This is a genomic window from Bacillus mexicanus, assembly GCF_050445615.1.
Lineage (GTDB): Bacteria > Bacillota > Bacilli > Bacillales > Bacillaceae > Bacillus > Bacillus mexicanus.
The window spans coordinates 1,554,811-1,568,519 of record NZ_JBCEYV010000001.1; the positions used below are offsets into that span (position 1 = coordinate 1,554,811).

Annotated in this window: 17 protein-coding genes and 1 riboswitch; of the genes, 6 read left to right on the top strand and 11 right to left on the bottom strand. The window is 45.0% G+C overall.

What is annotated here, in order from left to right; all coding sequences use genetic code 11:
• Positions 1 to 4 precede the first annotated feature (4 nt).
• From argJ to AAGG74_RS08440, 7 genes are all read right to left on the bottom strand, one after another.
• Entirely contained in the window at positions 5 to 1,225 is a 1,221-nt protein-coding gene (gene argJ, locus AAGG74_RS08410) for a bifunctional ornithine acetyltransferase/N-acetylglutamate synthase (protein ID WP_162101967.1), read from the bottom strand.
• Between the two features lie 19 nt (positions 1,226 to 1,244).
• Positions 1,245 to 2,282 carry an N-acetyl-gamma-glutamyl-phosphate reductase gene (gene argC, locus AAGG74_RS08415; RefSeq protein ID WP_429675082.1) on the bottom strand — a complete coding sequence of 346 codons (1,038 nt, stop codon included), beginning with the start codon at positions 2,280 to 2,282 and terminating at the stop codon, positions 1,245 to 1,247.
• A gap of 202 nt (positions 2,283 to 2,484) precedes the next feature.
• On the bottom strand, positions 2,485 to 3,024 hold the full coding sequence (locus AAGG74_RS08420) for an MFS transporter (RefSeq protein WP_429675083.1): 540 nt from the start codon (positions 3,022 to 3,024) through the stop codon (positions 2,485 to 2,487).
• Entirely contained in the window at positions 3,024 to 4,457 is a 1,434-nt protein-coding gene (locus tag AAGG74_RS08425; protein ID WP_429675084.1) for an FAD-binding protein, read from the bottom strand. Before AAGG74_RS08425 ends, AAGG74_RS08420 begins: the two co-directional genes overlap by 1 nt.
• Before the next feature lie 47 nt (positions 4,458 to 4,504).
• Positions 4,505 to 4,675, bottom strand: coding sequence for a YqaE/Pmp3 family membrane protein (locus tag AAGG74_RS08430; RefSeq protein ID WP_429675085.1), 171 nt, complete (start codon positions 4,673 to 4,675; stop codon positions 4,505 to 4,507).
• A gap of 65 nt (positions 4,676 to 4,740) precedes the next feature.
• Positions 4,741 to 5,049, bottom strand: coding sequence for a metal-sulfur cluster assembly factor (locus AAGG74_RS08435; RefSeq protein WP_003224525.1), 309 nt, complete (start codon positions 5,047 to 5,049; stop codon positions 4,741 to 4,743).
• A gap of 63 nt (positions 5,050 to 5,112) precedes the next feature.
• Positions 5,113 to 5,880 carry a prolyl oligopeptidase family serine peptidase gene (locus AAGG74_RS08440; protein WP_429675086.1) on the bottom strand — a complete coding sequence of 256 codons (768 nt, stop codon included), beginning with the start codon at positions 5,878 to 5,880 and terminating at the stop codon, positions 5,113 to 5,115.
• 120 nt (positions 5,881 to 6,000) lie between these two features.
• On the opposite strand from AAGG74_RS08440, the gene yitU reads away from it, so the two are divergent.
• From yitU to AAGG74_RS08455, 3 genes are all read left to right on the top strand, one after another.
• Positions 6,001 to 6,813 (top strand): 5-amino-6-(5-phospho-D-ribitylamino)uracil phosphatase YitU, encoded by an 813-nt coding sequence (gene yitU / locus AAGG74_RS08445; protein ID WP_162101972.1) that lies wholly within the window; start codon positions 6,001 to 6,003, stop codon positions 6,811 to 6,813.
• 104 nt (positions 6,814 to 6,917) lie between these two features.
• On the top strand, positions 6,918 to 7,070 hold the full coding sequence (locus tag AAGG74_RS08450) for a hypothetical protein (protein ID WP_202923590.1): 153 nt from the start codon (positions 6,918 to 6,920) through the stop codon (positions 7,068 to 7,070).
• Positions 7,070 to 7,267 (top strand): DUF3813 domain-containing protein, encoded by a 198-nt coding sequence (locus AAGG74_RS08455; RefSeq protein ID WP_162101973.1) that lies wholly within the window; start codon positions 7,070 to 7,072, stop codon positions 7,265 to 7,267. The genes AAGG74_RS08450 and AAGG74_RS08455 overlap by 1 nt, the downstream gene beginning before the upstream one ends.
• A 31-nt stretch (positions 7,268 to 7,298) precedes the next feature.
• Here AAGG74_RS08455 and AAGG74_RS08460 read toward each other — a convergent pair whose 3' ends face one another.
• Positions 7,299 to 7,754, bottom strand: a complete 456-nt coding sequence (locus AAGG74_RS08460; protein ID WP_429675087.1) for a BsuPI-related putative proteinase inhibitor — start codon at positions 7,752 to 7,754, stop codon at positions 7,299 to 7,301.
• Between the two features lie 18 nt (positions 7,755 to 7,772).
• Positions 7,773 to 8,615, bottom strand: coding sequence for a YitT family protein (locus AAGG74_RS08465; RefSeq protein ID WP_162101974.1), 843 nt, complete (start codon positions 8,613 to 8,615; stop codon positions 7,773 to 7,775).
• A 136-nt stretch (positions 8,616 to 8,751) separates the two neighbouring features.
• Between AAGG74_RS08465 and AAGG74_RS08470 the strand changes: the two genes are divergently transcribed.
• Positions 8,752 to 9,603 carry a DegV family protein gene (locus tag AAGG74_RS08470; RefSeq protein ID WP_162101975.1) on the top strand — a complete coding sequence of 284 codons (852 nt, stop codon included), beginning with the start codon at positions 8,752 to 8,754 and terminating at the stop codon, positions 9,601 to 9,603.
• 40 nt (positions 9,604 to 9,643) lie between these two features.
• Here the strand turns inward: AAGG74_RS08470 and AAGG74_RS08475 are convergent, their stop codons facing one another.
• Positions 9,644 to 9,934 carry a DUF3784 domain-containing protein gene (locus AAGG74_RS08475; RefSeq protein ID WP_162101976.1) on the bottom strand — a complete coding sequence of 97 codons (291 nt, stop codon included), beginning with the start codon at positions 9,932 to 9,934 and terminating at the stop codon, positions 9,644 to 9,646.
• A gap of 112 nt (positions 9,935 to 10,046) precedes the next feature.
• Positions 10,047 to 10,895 carry a CvfB family protein gene (locus AAGG74_RS08480; RefSeq protein WP_429675088.1) on the bottom strand — a complete coding sequence of 283 codons (849 nt, stop codon included), beginning with the start codon at positions 10,893 to 10,895 and terminating at the stop codon, positions 10,047 to 10,049.
• 147 nt (positions 10,896 to 11,042) lie between these two features.
• On the opposite strand from AAGG74_RS08480, the gene AAGG74_RS08485 reads away from it, so the two are divergent.
• On the top strand, positions 11,043 to 11,534 hold the full coding sequence (locus AAGG74_RS08485) for a YajQ family cyclic di-GMP-binding protein (RefSeq protein ID WP_429675089.1): 492 nt from the start codon (positions 11,043 to 11,045) through the stop codon (positions 11,532 to 11,534).
• Between the two features lie 98 nt (positions 11,535 to 11,632).
• A riboswitch (SAM riboswitch) is annotated at positions 11,633 to 11,751 on the top strand.
• A gap of 90 nt (positions 11,752 to 11,841) precedes the next feature.
• Complete coding sequence (locus tag AAGG74_RS08490) at positions 11,842 to 13,680, top strand: bifunctional homocysteine S-methyltransferase/methylenetetrahydrofolate reductase (RefSeq protein WP_429675090.1); 1,839 nt, start codon at positions 11,842 to 11,844, stop codon at positions 13,678 to 13,680.
• Positions 13,681 to 13,709: the final 29 nt, after the last annotated feature.

Consider the following 13,709-nt stretch of genomic DNA (forward strand, 5'->3'; position numbering starts at 1 on the left):
TTTATTACGTGCGATAGCTCGCGTTAATTTTGATATAGTCATAAGTCAGGTCACAGCCCCACGCTCTTCCGTTCCCGTCACCTTCATTCATCTTTATGACAATCGTGATTTCATCTCCTTCAAGGTATTCCTTGGCGATAGATTCAGAGAATGGCTGAGGTTCATTATGTTTAAACAGGCATTGGCCCCCGAGATAAACCTCTACTTCTTCTGCCGTCACCCGGGCCGCACTGTGTCCAATGGCTCCGATGATGCGCCCCCAGTTGGCATCTGTTCCGTAGACCGCCGTTTTCACGAGGCTTGAGCCGACAATTTTTTTTGCAATCACGTTTGCATCAAGATTGTTTTTCGCGCCCTGCACTTGGGCTTCGATTAGTTTTGTCGCGCCTTCTCCGTCTCTGGCAATCTCTTTAGCCAAATCCTCGCAAGTAAGCAAGAGCGCTTTTTTAAAGACCGGCCAATCTGGGTGATCTTCTGTCAGGCACTCGTTTTCTGCACAGCCGTTCGCCATGACCAAGACCATGTCGTTCGTGGATGTTTCACCATCAACTGTGATTTGGTTAAATGAAACGTCAGTGATATCACGCAGCGCCTTTTGCAGTGTTTTTTCTTCGATTGCTGCATCCGTTGTCACAAACCCGAGCATCGTAGCCATGTTTGGATGAATCATTCCCGAGCCTTTAGCCGCTCCGCCGATCGTGACTGTTTTGCCGCCAATTGTCAGCTTATAGCACGTCTGCTTGATCACAGTATCTGTTGTTAAAATCGCTTCTTCAAAATCGCCTGATCCAGCAGAAGTATGTGTCAGCAGCTCGATCCCCGACTGAATTTTTTCCATATCTAAATGTTCGCCGATAACGCCTGTTGATGAAACAGCGACAAGCTCGGGCTCAATGCCAAGCTGTGAAGCGAGGCTCTCCCGCATTGTGTATGCGTCCCTTATGCCCTGTTCCCCCGTGCAGGCATTGGCAATAGCGCTGTTGACGATAACGGCTTTTAATGCTGCCCCATGCTTTAAGCTGGCTTGTGTCACTTTGATGGGAGCTGCCTGAAAATGGCTTTGCGTATACACCGCTGCGCTTACGGCCGGTGTATCGCTGATAATGACGCCGATGTCTTTTTTTGAGTAGCGCAGCCCGCAATGTACGCCCTTTGCCTGAAACCCTTTTGGCGAGGATATATCACCTGTTACTTTTACAATTTGATCTTCACTTAACTGAATCATGATTCGAGTCTCTCCCGTTCTATGGATATATTGGCGTCATGGTGAGTCCAGTCTCTTCATTCCAGCCATTCATCAAATTAAAGTTTTGCACAGCCTGACCGGCGGCACCCTTCATTAAATTATCGATTACCGAAACAATCGTGACCCTGTTCGTTCTCTCATCAAGGGTCACAGCGATATCACAGAAATTGCTGCCGTACACTTCCTTCGTTTGCGGATACTGTCCTTTTGGCCTTACTCTCACAAAATATGAATCTTGGTAAAATTCCGAATATAGATTATACAGATCACCTGCTGATAGATTAGAGGATACTTGCGTGTACATCGTCGCCATGATACCTCTTGTCATCGGAACCAAGTGGGCTGAAAACGTAATAGGACCAAGTCCCGGCTGCCATTCTTGCAGCGCCTGTTCAATTTCAGGCGTATGCTGATGTTCATTCACTTTATAAATTTTAAAATTGTCGTTCAGCTCAGAATAATGAGTTCCCATGGATGCTTTTCTTCCCGCTCCGGAAATACCGGTCTTCGCATCAACGATAACGAAAGATTCATTGATCAGCTTCTTTTGAGCCAATGGCGCGAGGCCAAGCAAAACAGCTGTTGGAAAACAGCCCGGATTGGCAATGAGTTTCGCCTGTTGAATTTGCTTATGATTTAATTCTGCCAGCCCGTATACTGCCTCATGAATCACATCCTTCGGTGCCGCCGCCCGTTTATACCACTTTTCATATTCAGCCGGCGCTTGTATCCTCAGATCACCTGACAGATCAATAACCGAAATTCCCGCGCCTGCCAGCTGCGGAGTCAATTCACTTGATACCCCGGGCGGCGCAGCAAGAAACATGACATCTATTTCGCGTTTGATCGTATTCATATCAATCGGCTTCAGCTGTTGATTCTCTAAGCCGGTAAGATGGGGATACATCTCGCTATAGACATTCCCTTCTCCGCTGGATGAATAAAGTATACATTCTTCTGCATGAGGGTGATGCGAGAGAATCCTGACAAGTTCGGTGCCTCCGTATCCTGTAGCCCCTACAATTCCTATTTTCAAATCAAATTCACCTTCTTGGTCTTTGTGAAATTATTTAACATTATAACATGAATAAAAATTAATTCAATCGTATATTTAATATTTTTATTCATTTATATATTTTCTGTTCTATGAAAATCCAGCTCAAAAAACCTAACATGATTTCATTATAAAATGTTGATCTGACGCCTTTTTTAGCAATATAAAAAACAGACTGAACATGTCAGCCTGTTTTCATCATCATCAATCCGCTCAAAAAATAAAGAATAGAGCTTGTATAAAAAATCATTTGTACTGTAAAAAAGTCGGCGAGAAAGCCGCCGAGCATAATGGCGACTGCTGAAAAGACAGCTGTCCAAAAATGATAATTCCCAATCTTCTTTCCCCGCTCACCGCCATCTGTAAAATTGGCGATCAGCACTTTTTCTCCGTGCTTTTGCATCGCGCCAAAGAGCCCTAACAGCACTTGGACGATGTACACTTGAACGACACTGCCAATCTGCGGGACATACAGAAGCAAAACAGCCATGCCCCAAGAGTTTGCAAGCAGAAAATAACGGCTGTCAAACCTTTCAGACAGCCGTCCGAGAAGCGGATAAATGAGCGCTCCGCTCAGCCCGAACAATCCGTAGGAAAAACCGAACTGCGTGTAGCTCGATCCGATATTTTTCACAAACAATATATAAAACGGAAAGATTAAGCTGCTTGCGAAAAACACGCTGCTTTGTGATAATGTCAGCCATTTTAATTTATTTTTCCCCATTATTTATACCTCTGATAAAAGTAATTCATAAAGCGCTCATCCGGATCATACGTTCTTTTTTTCTGAAAAAACGCTTCGCTTTTCGGATATGCCTGTCTCATTTGCGCTTTTGTCTGGTAAGTCATATACGGCAAATAATAGCTGCCTCCATGTTTGATGGCAACGTCTGTCATGCGCCTGATGATCCGGGCAGTGTCATTCTGGTCTTCTTTCGAAAAGCCTTCATTTATCAAAAGCACAAGTGAAAACATATCATCTTTCGCATAGGAAAGATCGGCCTTTTCATTTTTTTGCACATAGCGGATCGTAATGTTTAAAAGGTTCAAGTCTTCCGGCGACAGCGTTTGTCTCAGGTCGTCAATATAGGACGCATACTCCTTTACCGGCACAAAATATTCTTGCAGGACATCTGTGTTGTCGTTGTTTTCATATTCGAGAAATGCTGATTCGGACCGCATGACGTTATTGCGTGAAATTTTTGTTCCGTTTTGGTTTACAAAGTAGGATTGCTGCGTATTCCACAGCCAATTTCTTCCCCACTCATATCGTCTTGACAAGCCGAGCGCAAACTTTGTGGCCCCCGTATACTCGTCTTCTTTAAGATTGCTGTATGATGACAGCTGATTCTGATGATCAGCCAATTCATAATTCGTGACATACATATCTTTCAGAAACCCTTTTTTCGCTGTTGAAATTCGCGCCAGATGCATTCGGACATCAGGATTTTCTTTTACGTGCTTTGTAAAATAGTCGGCGTATTCACTGTAATTCATTGTTTCAGTCTGCATGACATACAGCTCATCATCCGTCAGCTCAAGCGTTACATCAAGAATCACGCCAAAAAGACCGTACCCTCCGATGACAGCTGTAAATAAATCATCTTTTGGAGTAACAGTGACAATCGTTCCGTCCGCTTTTAAAAGCCGAAATGATTTGACTGTATCAATCAGCGAGCCATAGCGGATATCACGTCCGTGCGCATTGGCGCTGAGTGATCCTCCAATTGTAAAAATGTTTTGCGACTGCATGACTTTTACCGCAAGCCCGTATGGATTCACGTATTTCTGGATGTCATTCCACGTCGCGCCGCTTTGCACTCTGATCGTTTTTTTCTCTTGATTGAGGGACAGGATTTTGTTGTAGCCCGTCATGTCTAGAACAATGCCGTCCTCGTAATATGTATGGCCGCCCATGGAATGCTGCGTCCCGGCGATTGAAATCTTTATGTTTTTTCGGTTTGCCTCTTTGACCGTGTCAATGAGCGTTTCCTCTTCCTGCCCTTTTACTGCCTGCTTAATTTTCACTGGCATCAGGCGGCTGACATCCGTCATTTCGTTTGTGTCTGCTTTTTGATCTGTTGTGTGCACAGCGTACGCAAACAGGGCCGCATACGCGCCTGTACAGAGCGCGAATGCGAGCAATTTCTTTTTCATGGCACTCTCCCTGCTATTTTTTATGTCCCTTATTCTATGTTTCCAGGTTATCTTCTTGCCCGTTTTTCAGCGCGGCGGTCGGCAACGATAAAGCAGGCATGAATCGCACCCGGCAGCCAAAAAACACAGGTCAATATGAGATTCAGCAATGCCTGAAACGGCTTGCCCGAAAATAAAACAGCAAGCGGCGGGCATAGGACAGCTAGCAGATACATCATTTTAAGCTCACTCCTTCCAGCTGTAAAAAAGGACAGCCTCCCATAGCAGGCCGTCCTTTTTTGTTTTATTGAATGCCTAGCGCGATTTTCGCGTATCTGGACATTTTGTCTCTTGTCCACGGCGGATTCCACACAATGTGAACCTCCGTCTCTTTTACTTCCGGAATATCCGCTAATGCTTTTTTCACTTCATCCACGATAATCGGCGCTAACGGGCAGCCCATTGATGTCAATGTCATTGTAACGTGCGTTAAGCCGTCTTCATCCATATCAACATCGTATACCAAACCAAGGTTTACGATATCAACGCCAAGCTCAGGATCAACAACCTGTTCCAAGGCGCCCATGATGTTTTCTTTTAATGCTTCTTCCACGTACCCTCACTCCTTTTTTCTACAGTATAACGTAAACCCGGCCCTTGTTCATACCTTTGTGCTTTATAAGTGCGTGTCAAACCATTCAATCGTTTTTAACACAGCCGTCCGCGGGACTTTATGGTCAGCATGTTCATCACCGATAAATCGGAGACGTTCCGGCTGCTCGCTGTAATGGGATTTGATCGTCTCATAAAATTTCCGGGTCGGCTCATAAGGCACGACTTTGTCTTTTTCGCCGTGCCAAAATAATAACGGACGCTGTCGCAGTTTCTCCGGCTGTAGGCTGAGATCACGTAATTCGAGTCGCTTCATCAGCTCTTCTACCTTTTCTTCCGGCACGGCGATATCAATGCCTTGAGATTTGATATGATCAATTTGCTGCTGAAACAGCTCCACATAGTTCGGGCTTCCCATCAGACTGACGCCGGCTTTTATCCAATCATAAGCAGTCAATGCGCCAAGCGTCGTGATGCCGCCCATTGATGTGCCTGCCAGACCGATGCGGCCGCCGTCTATCAGGCCCTCTTTTTCAAAATGGGTTTTGAGTGCGCCAACCTCTTCAATCTCATTGAGCACGATGTCCCAAAAGTATCCGGCCAGTTCTTGAACAGTCATTTGCTCACCCCGCTGGCCATGGTGCAAAGCCTCTGGCAGAACGGCTCTAAAGCCTTTCTCCGCAAGCAGATAAGCAATATGAAGGTTGTGTTCTTTCGCGCTTGTAAAACCATGTATAAAGATCACGAGAGGAACAGCGCGATGCCTGTTCTCTTCCTTTACAATATGTAAAATCGGAATACCGGAAACGGTTTGATTTTCAATTTGAATCACAATGTGCCCCTCCTTAGGATAACCATAATCATAAGTGTAACATGTAGACAATAAAGATGGTAAAAAGCTACACTGGAAGTAAGGCAAAACAAGTAAAGACTATGGCTAAAGGAGCTTTTCATGGAGACAAAACCCTATTTAATCGCATTAGACTTAGATGGAACATTATTAAAGGATGATAAAACCATATCAGAAAACACCCTTCGGACGATACAGCGTCTAAAAGATGACGGGCATTATGTCTGCATCGCGACAGGGCGTCCGTACCGTTCAAGCTCCATGTACTATCAGCAGATGGGGCTGACAACACCGATTGTCAATTTTAACGGAGCGTTTGTCCATCATCCGCAGGACGACAGCTGGGGAAGGTATCATACATCACTGCCGCTTGAAGTTGTCAAACAATTAGTGAATATCAGCGAGAGTTACAATGTACATAATGTGCTTGCTGAAGTGATTGACGATGTGTATTTTCATTATCATGACGAGCATCTGATTGATGCCTTTAACATGAACACAACACATGTGACGGTCGGAGACTTGCGGGAAAACCTCGGTGAAGATGTGACATCTGTGCTGATTCACGCCAAAGAAGAAGATGTGACAGCCATACGCTCCTATTTATCGGATGTGCATGCCGAGGTGATTGACCATAGAAGATGGGCTGCGCCGTGGCATGTCATAGAAATTATTAAAAGCGGCATGAATAAAGCAGTCGGTCTGCAGAAAATCAGCGATGGTTATGGTGTGCCGAGAGAGCGGATCATCGCTTTTGGAGATGAGGATAACGATCTGGAGATGCTTGCATTCGCAGGCTGCGGTGTTGCAATGGGAAATGGAATTGACGAGGTCAAGCAGATTGCCAACCGAACAACGGTTACAAATGAAGAGGATGGCGTCGCAAGGTTTTTAAAAGAATATTTCTCGCTTTAAAGAACGGCTCGTATTAATTTTTCCCACTCATAATCCGTACTTTGTCCCACCATACTATTGAAGACGACTCATCTCGTCAAAGTATGGAAGGGGGCAATCTCAAAATGGGTAAACGAAGCAAATCCAAAAGGTTTATTCACCAGGGTAAAGACTCCATCGGGCAACACGCCGCAAGATTTCCATATCGGTCTACATTAGAAGAAGCTCACCAGCATGCCGCGGCACGAGACTCGGCTGAAAGGCAGTATGAATATTAATGAGAAATGAACTGTTTCAGCAGGCAAAATCATTTGTTCAACAGGCTGTCATGGTGACAAACGGCTTTGAAGAAGGCGATCAGGAGCAAGCGATTCTGAGAGCTAAAAATGCTGTATCTTCTGCGTATGCCAATTCGACAGATGCGGAGCGTCACCAGCTGCATCAATTTCAAGATCAGCTGGATAAACTGCAATAAAAAAAGGCTATGGCGCTTTCGCCATAGCCTCTTATTTGACTTCAAACTGCTGAACAGCCTGAACTTGCTTGAGATTCTCCGCTTTGCCCTTAAATGTCACTTTCACCTCATAGGTTCCGGGTTCAGGGACTTCCTTCCACATATCAGAAAAATCATATGTTTCTCCAGATTCAAGTGTCAGATTTTGAAAAGCCTGCGTAAACATTTTGCCTTTCGAATATCGGTATCTTTCTTTACGCTTAGAATCATACACGACGAGTTCAAATTTTTGCCCTGTGCTGAATTGAAACTCAACAGCACGTTCGCTTTGGTTCTTCAGCGACATGTTAAACTTGATTTGTTCAGGCTCCTGAATGGCGTCAACAGATAAAACAATCTCTTGATTCTCCAATCCGCCTGATACCTCCTTATCGGGTTCTGTCTGGTCCTCTTTCCCGCAGCTTATCAAAAGCAGCACGGGCAGAAGCATCACAAGCAGCCGTTTCACGACTTCCACCTGCTTTCGTCAGTCTTTTCTAAAGAAACCAAAAATCCCTGTCGTTTGTACAATGTTCGTAAATGCTTTCGGATCAACTTCTTTGACGATCTTCTCTAAATCGTACAGTTCATACCTTGTGATGACGATAATCATCATTTCTTTCTGTTCGTTTGTAAATGCGCCTTTAGCCGGCACAGTTGTGATGCCTCGCACCATTTTTCCGTAAATGGCTTCTTTGATTTCGTCCGCTTTTTTCGTCACGATCATTGCCGTAAGCTTCATGTGGCGAGTATGAATGGCGTCAATCACCCTCGTTGTCACATACAGTGTAACAAGGGTATATAATGCTTTCTCCCAACCTTGCAATAATCCTGCCGTCAAGATAATAATTCCGTTCAGGATAAAGAAATATGTGCCGACGGGTTTGTCTTTCCACTTTGCAAGCACCATGGCGACGATATCGAGTCCGCCTGTCGAAGCGCCGTATTTTAATGTTAAGCCGATGCCGACCGCGGAAATGACGCCGCCGAACACTGCGTTCAGCAAAATGTCATGTGACAAGCTTGTTTCAGGCAGAATTCCCATAAACAGAGTAGTGAGTGCGACACTTAAAATGCTGTACACCGTAAATGATTTGCCGACCTTCAGCCATCCTAAAATACCGACCGGAATGTTTAGGAGGAACAAGAGCGTTCCCGTCGATATGTAAAAGGGAGCATATTCCACAACAACGCTTGATAAAAGCTGAGCGACACCTGTAAATCCGCTGGCATATACATCTGCCGGAATCAAAAACAGGTTTAGCCCGGCCGCATTGAGTAAAGCGCCGATGATGACGACGAGTAATTTTTTTGTTTGATCTAGTACCATGGCAGTTCCTCCGCTCTTTCTTCTTTATTATGTTTTCCCTTAAAACAAATATTTGAACACGATTTTGGCAAATTAATATGATATAGTTGGCTTAACTCTTATTATAACGAGCGATAACGGAAAGAAGGGAAGCAATATGACAGTTCATCTCATCGCTGACAGCGCCGCCGATCTGCCCCGTTCTTATTTTGAAGAAAACAGCATCGGCTTTATTCCGCTCAGAGTCTCTCTCGGCGATAAAGAATTCGAAGATGCGGTCACAATAGATGCGGATCAGGTATTTGAAGCGATGCAAAATGGCGAAACGCCTAAGACGTCCCAAGCCTCACCGCAAACGATTAAAAATATGTTTTTGCAATATGCCGAAACAGGTGATCCCGCTCTTTACATTGCCTTTTCCTCAGGCCTCTCCGGCACATATCAGACAGCTGTGATGATGGCGAATGAAGTGAAGGAGGAATTCCCCGATTTTGATTTGCGGGTCATTGATTCCAAATGCGCTTCATTAGGATACGGCCTGGCAGTCCGTCATGCTGCCGATCTCTGTATCAACGGGATTACAATACAAGAAATTGAAACGTCTGTAAAGAACTTTTGCGAACAGCTTGAGCACATTTTTACCGTTGATGATCTCACATATCTTGCAAGAGGCGGCCGCATCTCCAAAACGTCCGCTTTTGTCGGCGGCCTGCTGAATATTAAACCGCTGCTTCATATGGAGGACGGCAAGCTTGTGCCTCTGGAAAAAATCCGCGGACAGAAAAAACTATTCAAACGGATTATTGAACTTATGAAAGAGCGCGGTGCTGATTGGAGCAATCAAACTGTAGGAATCAGCTACGCCGTCAACGAAGAAAAAGCCATTGCCATGAAACACTTGATTGCGGATGAATTTAAGCCGAAAGAGATCATCATTCATTCAATCGGTTCTGTAATCGGCTCGCACGCAGGTCCCGGCACATTGGCCATATTCTTTTTAGGAAAATGAACAAACAAAAACCTCCAGTATTTGATGCGGTCTGGAGGTTTTATAGCAATGTTTTCTTTACATACATGATGACTCCCGCTCCATATGCCAAAATCATAGGCGGAATCAGCTGGTCTTGTCCTTGAAATGAAATAAACCCATTTAACAGAATAAACATCCCTGAATTCAGAAAAAAGTATCCCGCAATTCTAGCCAGACGGTCTTTGTCACGTATCCGGGACTCACCGAAACCGGACAGTATCCATGTTTGCTTTTTTATTCCTGCCATATAAGCAATCCAAAAGAAAAGCACCGCAATCAAGATCAATAAAAAATCGATCCGAATTTCCATAAACTCTCCCCCTGTCTTTTCACTGACAAAACACTCTGTCTCCCGTAATAATACGTAACAGCACTTTATTTATGAAGTCCTTTGATAAAAAAATAGAAGGCGCACGGGCCTTCTATTTTTTCTCGTATGTCCATCCTTTTTCCTGATATACTTTCCCGTTTTTCATCAAATGGCCGAGCGCGCGTTTAAAGGCGGCTTTGCTCATGTTAAACTGTTCTCTGATATCATCAGGCTGGCTTTTGTCACTATACGGCATGGCGCCGTTTCTTGTTCTCATATACGTCAAAATGTACTCTGCATCTACAGACAGCGCATCCTGTTTTCTCGGCAATAGCGACATGTTGACTGAACCGTCTTCTTTCACTTGAATCACTCGTCCCGTGATTCTTGAACCGAGTCTCGGCTCCTCTTTTCGTTCTGAAGGATGGATAAAACCTCTGATGCCTTCATCCGTAATGACGAATGAACCCGTGGCGATTAATCTATACACCGTACCTGTCAGCTCTTTATTCATCAGATTTTCCGGAGCATCGGTAAACAGTTCGCTGATGACATCTTCCGGCGCTGGTTTCGCAAACATCCGCCCCCGGTTCGTCACCTTCAGCATACAGTAGAGCTTGTCGCCTTTTTGTGGCCAGACATCCTCGTATGGAGGCAAATGCTCAGTTGCGACAAGCGCGTCCTTGGATAAGCCGACATCCACGAAAACGCCCATATCTTCCACTTTATCCACCACTTCAACCCAGTCGTACTCGTCCGCGCTGATGACCGGAATTTTCATTGTGGCCGCAAGCCTTTCCTGCTGGTCGACATATATAAAGACCTCTACTTCGTCTCTGTCCTCGATATCCTCTGTTATTTCACTATTATGTAAGAGAATCGTATCCTCCCCGTCGGTTAAAAAGTAGCCGAAATCGGTTTGGTGATCTATACTCAAGGTTAATTGCTGCCCTGGTCTCATGCTATCTTCCTTCCTGTTCCGCTCATTTTTCCGCGGATTTTGTTTACATTTTTTCCAAGCATCACAAATTGATTCTATGTTCTGTTGGAAGTTTCTCTTTATTCTACTATAATCAACACATAAGTGAAATGTTATGGAGGTTTTCGTATGGCAAAAGAAAGTTCATTTGATATTGTATCCAAAGTAGAATTGCCTGAAGTGCAAAACGCGATTCAAACCGCACTGAAAGAAATCAGCACTCGCTATGACTTTAAAGGGAGCAAAAGCAACATTTCTTTAGAGAAAGAAGAGCTTGTCCTCATTTCTGATGACGAATTCAAATTAAGCCAGCTGAAAGATGTGCTTGTCGGTAAATTGATTAAACGAAACGTGCCGACAAAAAACATTGATTACGGCAAGGTAGAAAGCGCGTCAGGCGGAACAGTGCGCCAGCGTGCAAAGCTGGTACAAGGCATTGACAAGGACAACGCCAAAAAAATCAATACGATCATCAAAAACACCGGACTGAAAGTAAAGTCTCAAGTGCAGGATGACCAAGTGCGCGTGACAGGAAAAAACAAGGATGACCTGCAGCAGATTATCACAGCAGTGAGAGCCGCAGACCTCCCAATTGACATTCAATTTATAAATTTCAGATAAATTTTCTGAATCCTATTGATTATTGTCTTTATTTTCGGTAAATTTAGAGAAAGGGAAAATGCCAGGCGCACTTCCTGAATACGAAAATTTCATATCCGTTCTTATCAAGAGAAGCAGAGGGACTGGCCCGACGAAGCTTCAGCAACCGGTGTAATGGCAATTCAGCCATAACCAAGGTGCTAAATCCAGCAAGCTCGAACAGCTTGGAAGATAAGAAGAGACAATATCACTGACATAGTCCTCTTCTTAAGAGGACTTTTTTTATTTCTCTTTTTTCCTTGCTGAATGTGAATAAAGGAGGCTGACAATGGGACTTTTAGAAGATTTGGAAAAACAGGTGTTAATTGGTGACGGGGCCATGGGAACGCTTCTCTATTCCTATGGCATTGACAGGTGCTTTGAGGAGCTCAACATTTCAAAGCCAGAGGACATCCAGCGTATACATAAAGCGTACGTTGAGGCTGGTGCCAACATTATTCAAACAAATACGTACGGAGCCAATTATATTAAATTATCCAGGCACGGGCTTGAGGGTGATATCAAAAAAATGAATCAGGAGGCGGTAAAAATCGCGCGGGCTTCAGCAGGCGACGCGTACGTTCTTGGAACGATGGGCGGCATCCGCACATTTAATAAAAACGCCTACAGCCTTGACGAGATCAAACGCAGCTTTCGCGAGCAGCTGTACCTTCTGCTGCATGAAGAGCCGGACGGCTTGCTGTTGGAAACGTATTACGATTTGGAAGAAGCCCGTGAAGTGCTGAAAATCGCCCGTAAAGAGACTGGACTTCCAATTATGCTTAATGTCTCCATGCATGAGCAAGGCGTACTGCAGGACGGAACGCCGCTTTCTGAAGCATTGCGGTCAATTGCTGATCTCGGCGCCGATATCGTCGGCATTAATTGCCGGCTCGGCCCTTACCACATGATTGAAGCACTCAGCGAAGTGCCGATTTTTGATGATGTCTTCTTATCAGTTTATCCAAACAGCAGTCTTCCCTCGCTTGAAGAAGGGCGGCTCGTCTATGAAACAGACGACACCTATTTTCAGCAAAGTGCGTCAGAATTCCGCAGGCAAGGCGCACGAATTATCGGCGGCTGCTGCGGCACCACACCGAATCATATCCGGGCGATGGCGGAAGCCGTTGGCGGTCTTGCTCCAATTACAGAAAAAGAAGTCAAAACCCCGGCGAAAGAATATATTTCTGTTCAGCAGGAGCGGACAGAACCTGGCCTGAATGAGATCGCCACGAAAAAACGCTCCATCATCGTAGAGCTGGACCCGCCGAAAAAATTGAGCTTTGACAAATTTCTGTCCGCCGCTGCTGAATTAAAAGAAGCGGGAATTGATGCCCTGACACTCGCTGATAATTCTTTGGCAACCCCGCGGATCAGCAATGTAGCCTGCGGCTCCCTTGTGAAGCAGCAGCTTGATATGCGCTCCCTTGTCCATATTACGTGCCGTGACCGGAACATTATCGGCTTGCAGTCACATTTAATGGGCCTTGATACATTAGGGCTGACTGACGTGCTGGCTATCACGGGTGATCCTTCTAAAATCGGGGATTTTCCGGGTGCGACGTCTGTGTATGATTTAACATCCTTTGATTTAATCAGGCTGATCAAACAGTTCAATGAAGGGCTGTCCCTGTCTGGAAAACCGCTTGGCAAGAGAACGAATTTCTCAGTTGCCGCCGCATTTAATCCTAATGTTCGCCATTTGGACAAAGCGGTCAAACGGCTGGAGAAAAAAATAGACTGCGGCGCGGATTACTTCGTTTCTCAGCCTGTCTATTCTGAACAGCAGCTTGTTGACATCCATAATGAAACAAAGCACCTGAAGACGCCGATCTATGTCGGCATTATGCCGCTTACAAGCAGCAGAAATGCAGAGTTCATCCACCATGAAATTCCCGGGATAAAGCTGTCTGACTCTATTCGCGAAAAAATGGCCCTCGCCGGAGAGGATAAAGAGAAGCAAAAAGCAGAAGGCCTTGCGATCGCACGCTCCTTGCTGGATACAGCATGCGAGTTGTTTAACGGCATCTACTTGATTACACCTTTTCTCAGATCTGACTTGACCGCTGAACTTAGTACATATATTCAGCAAAAAGATGAACAGCGTAAAAATATTTACTTGCACTAACACGGAGGACTGCCCAAAGCCAATTGGGC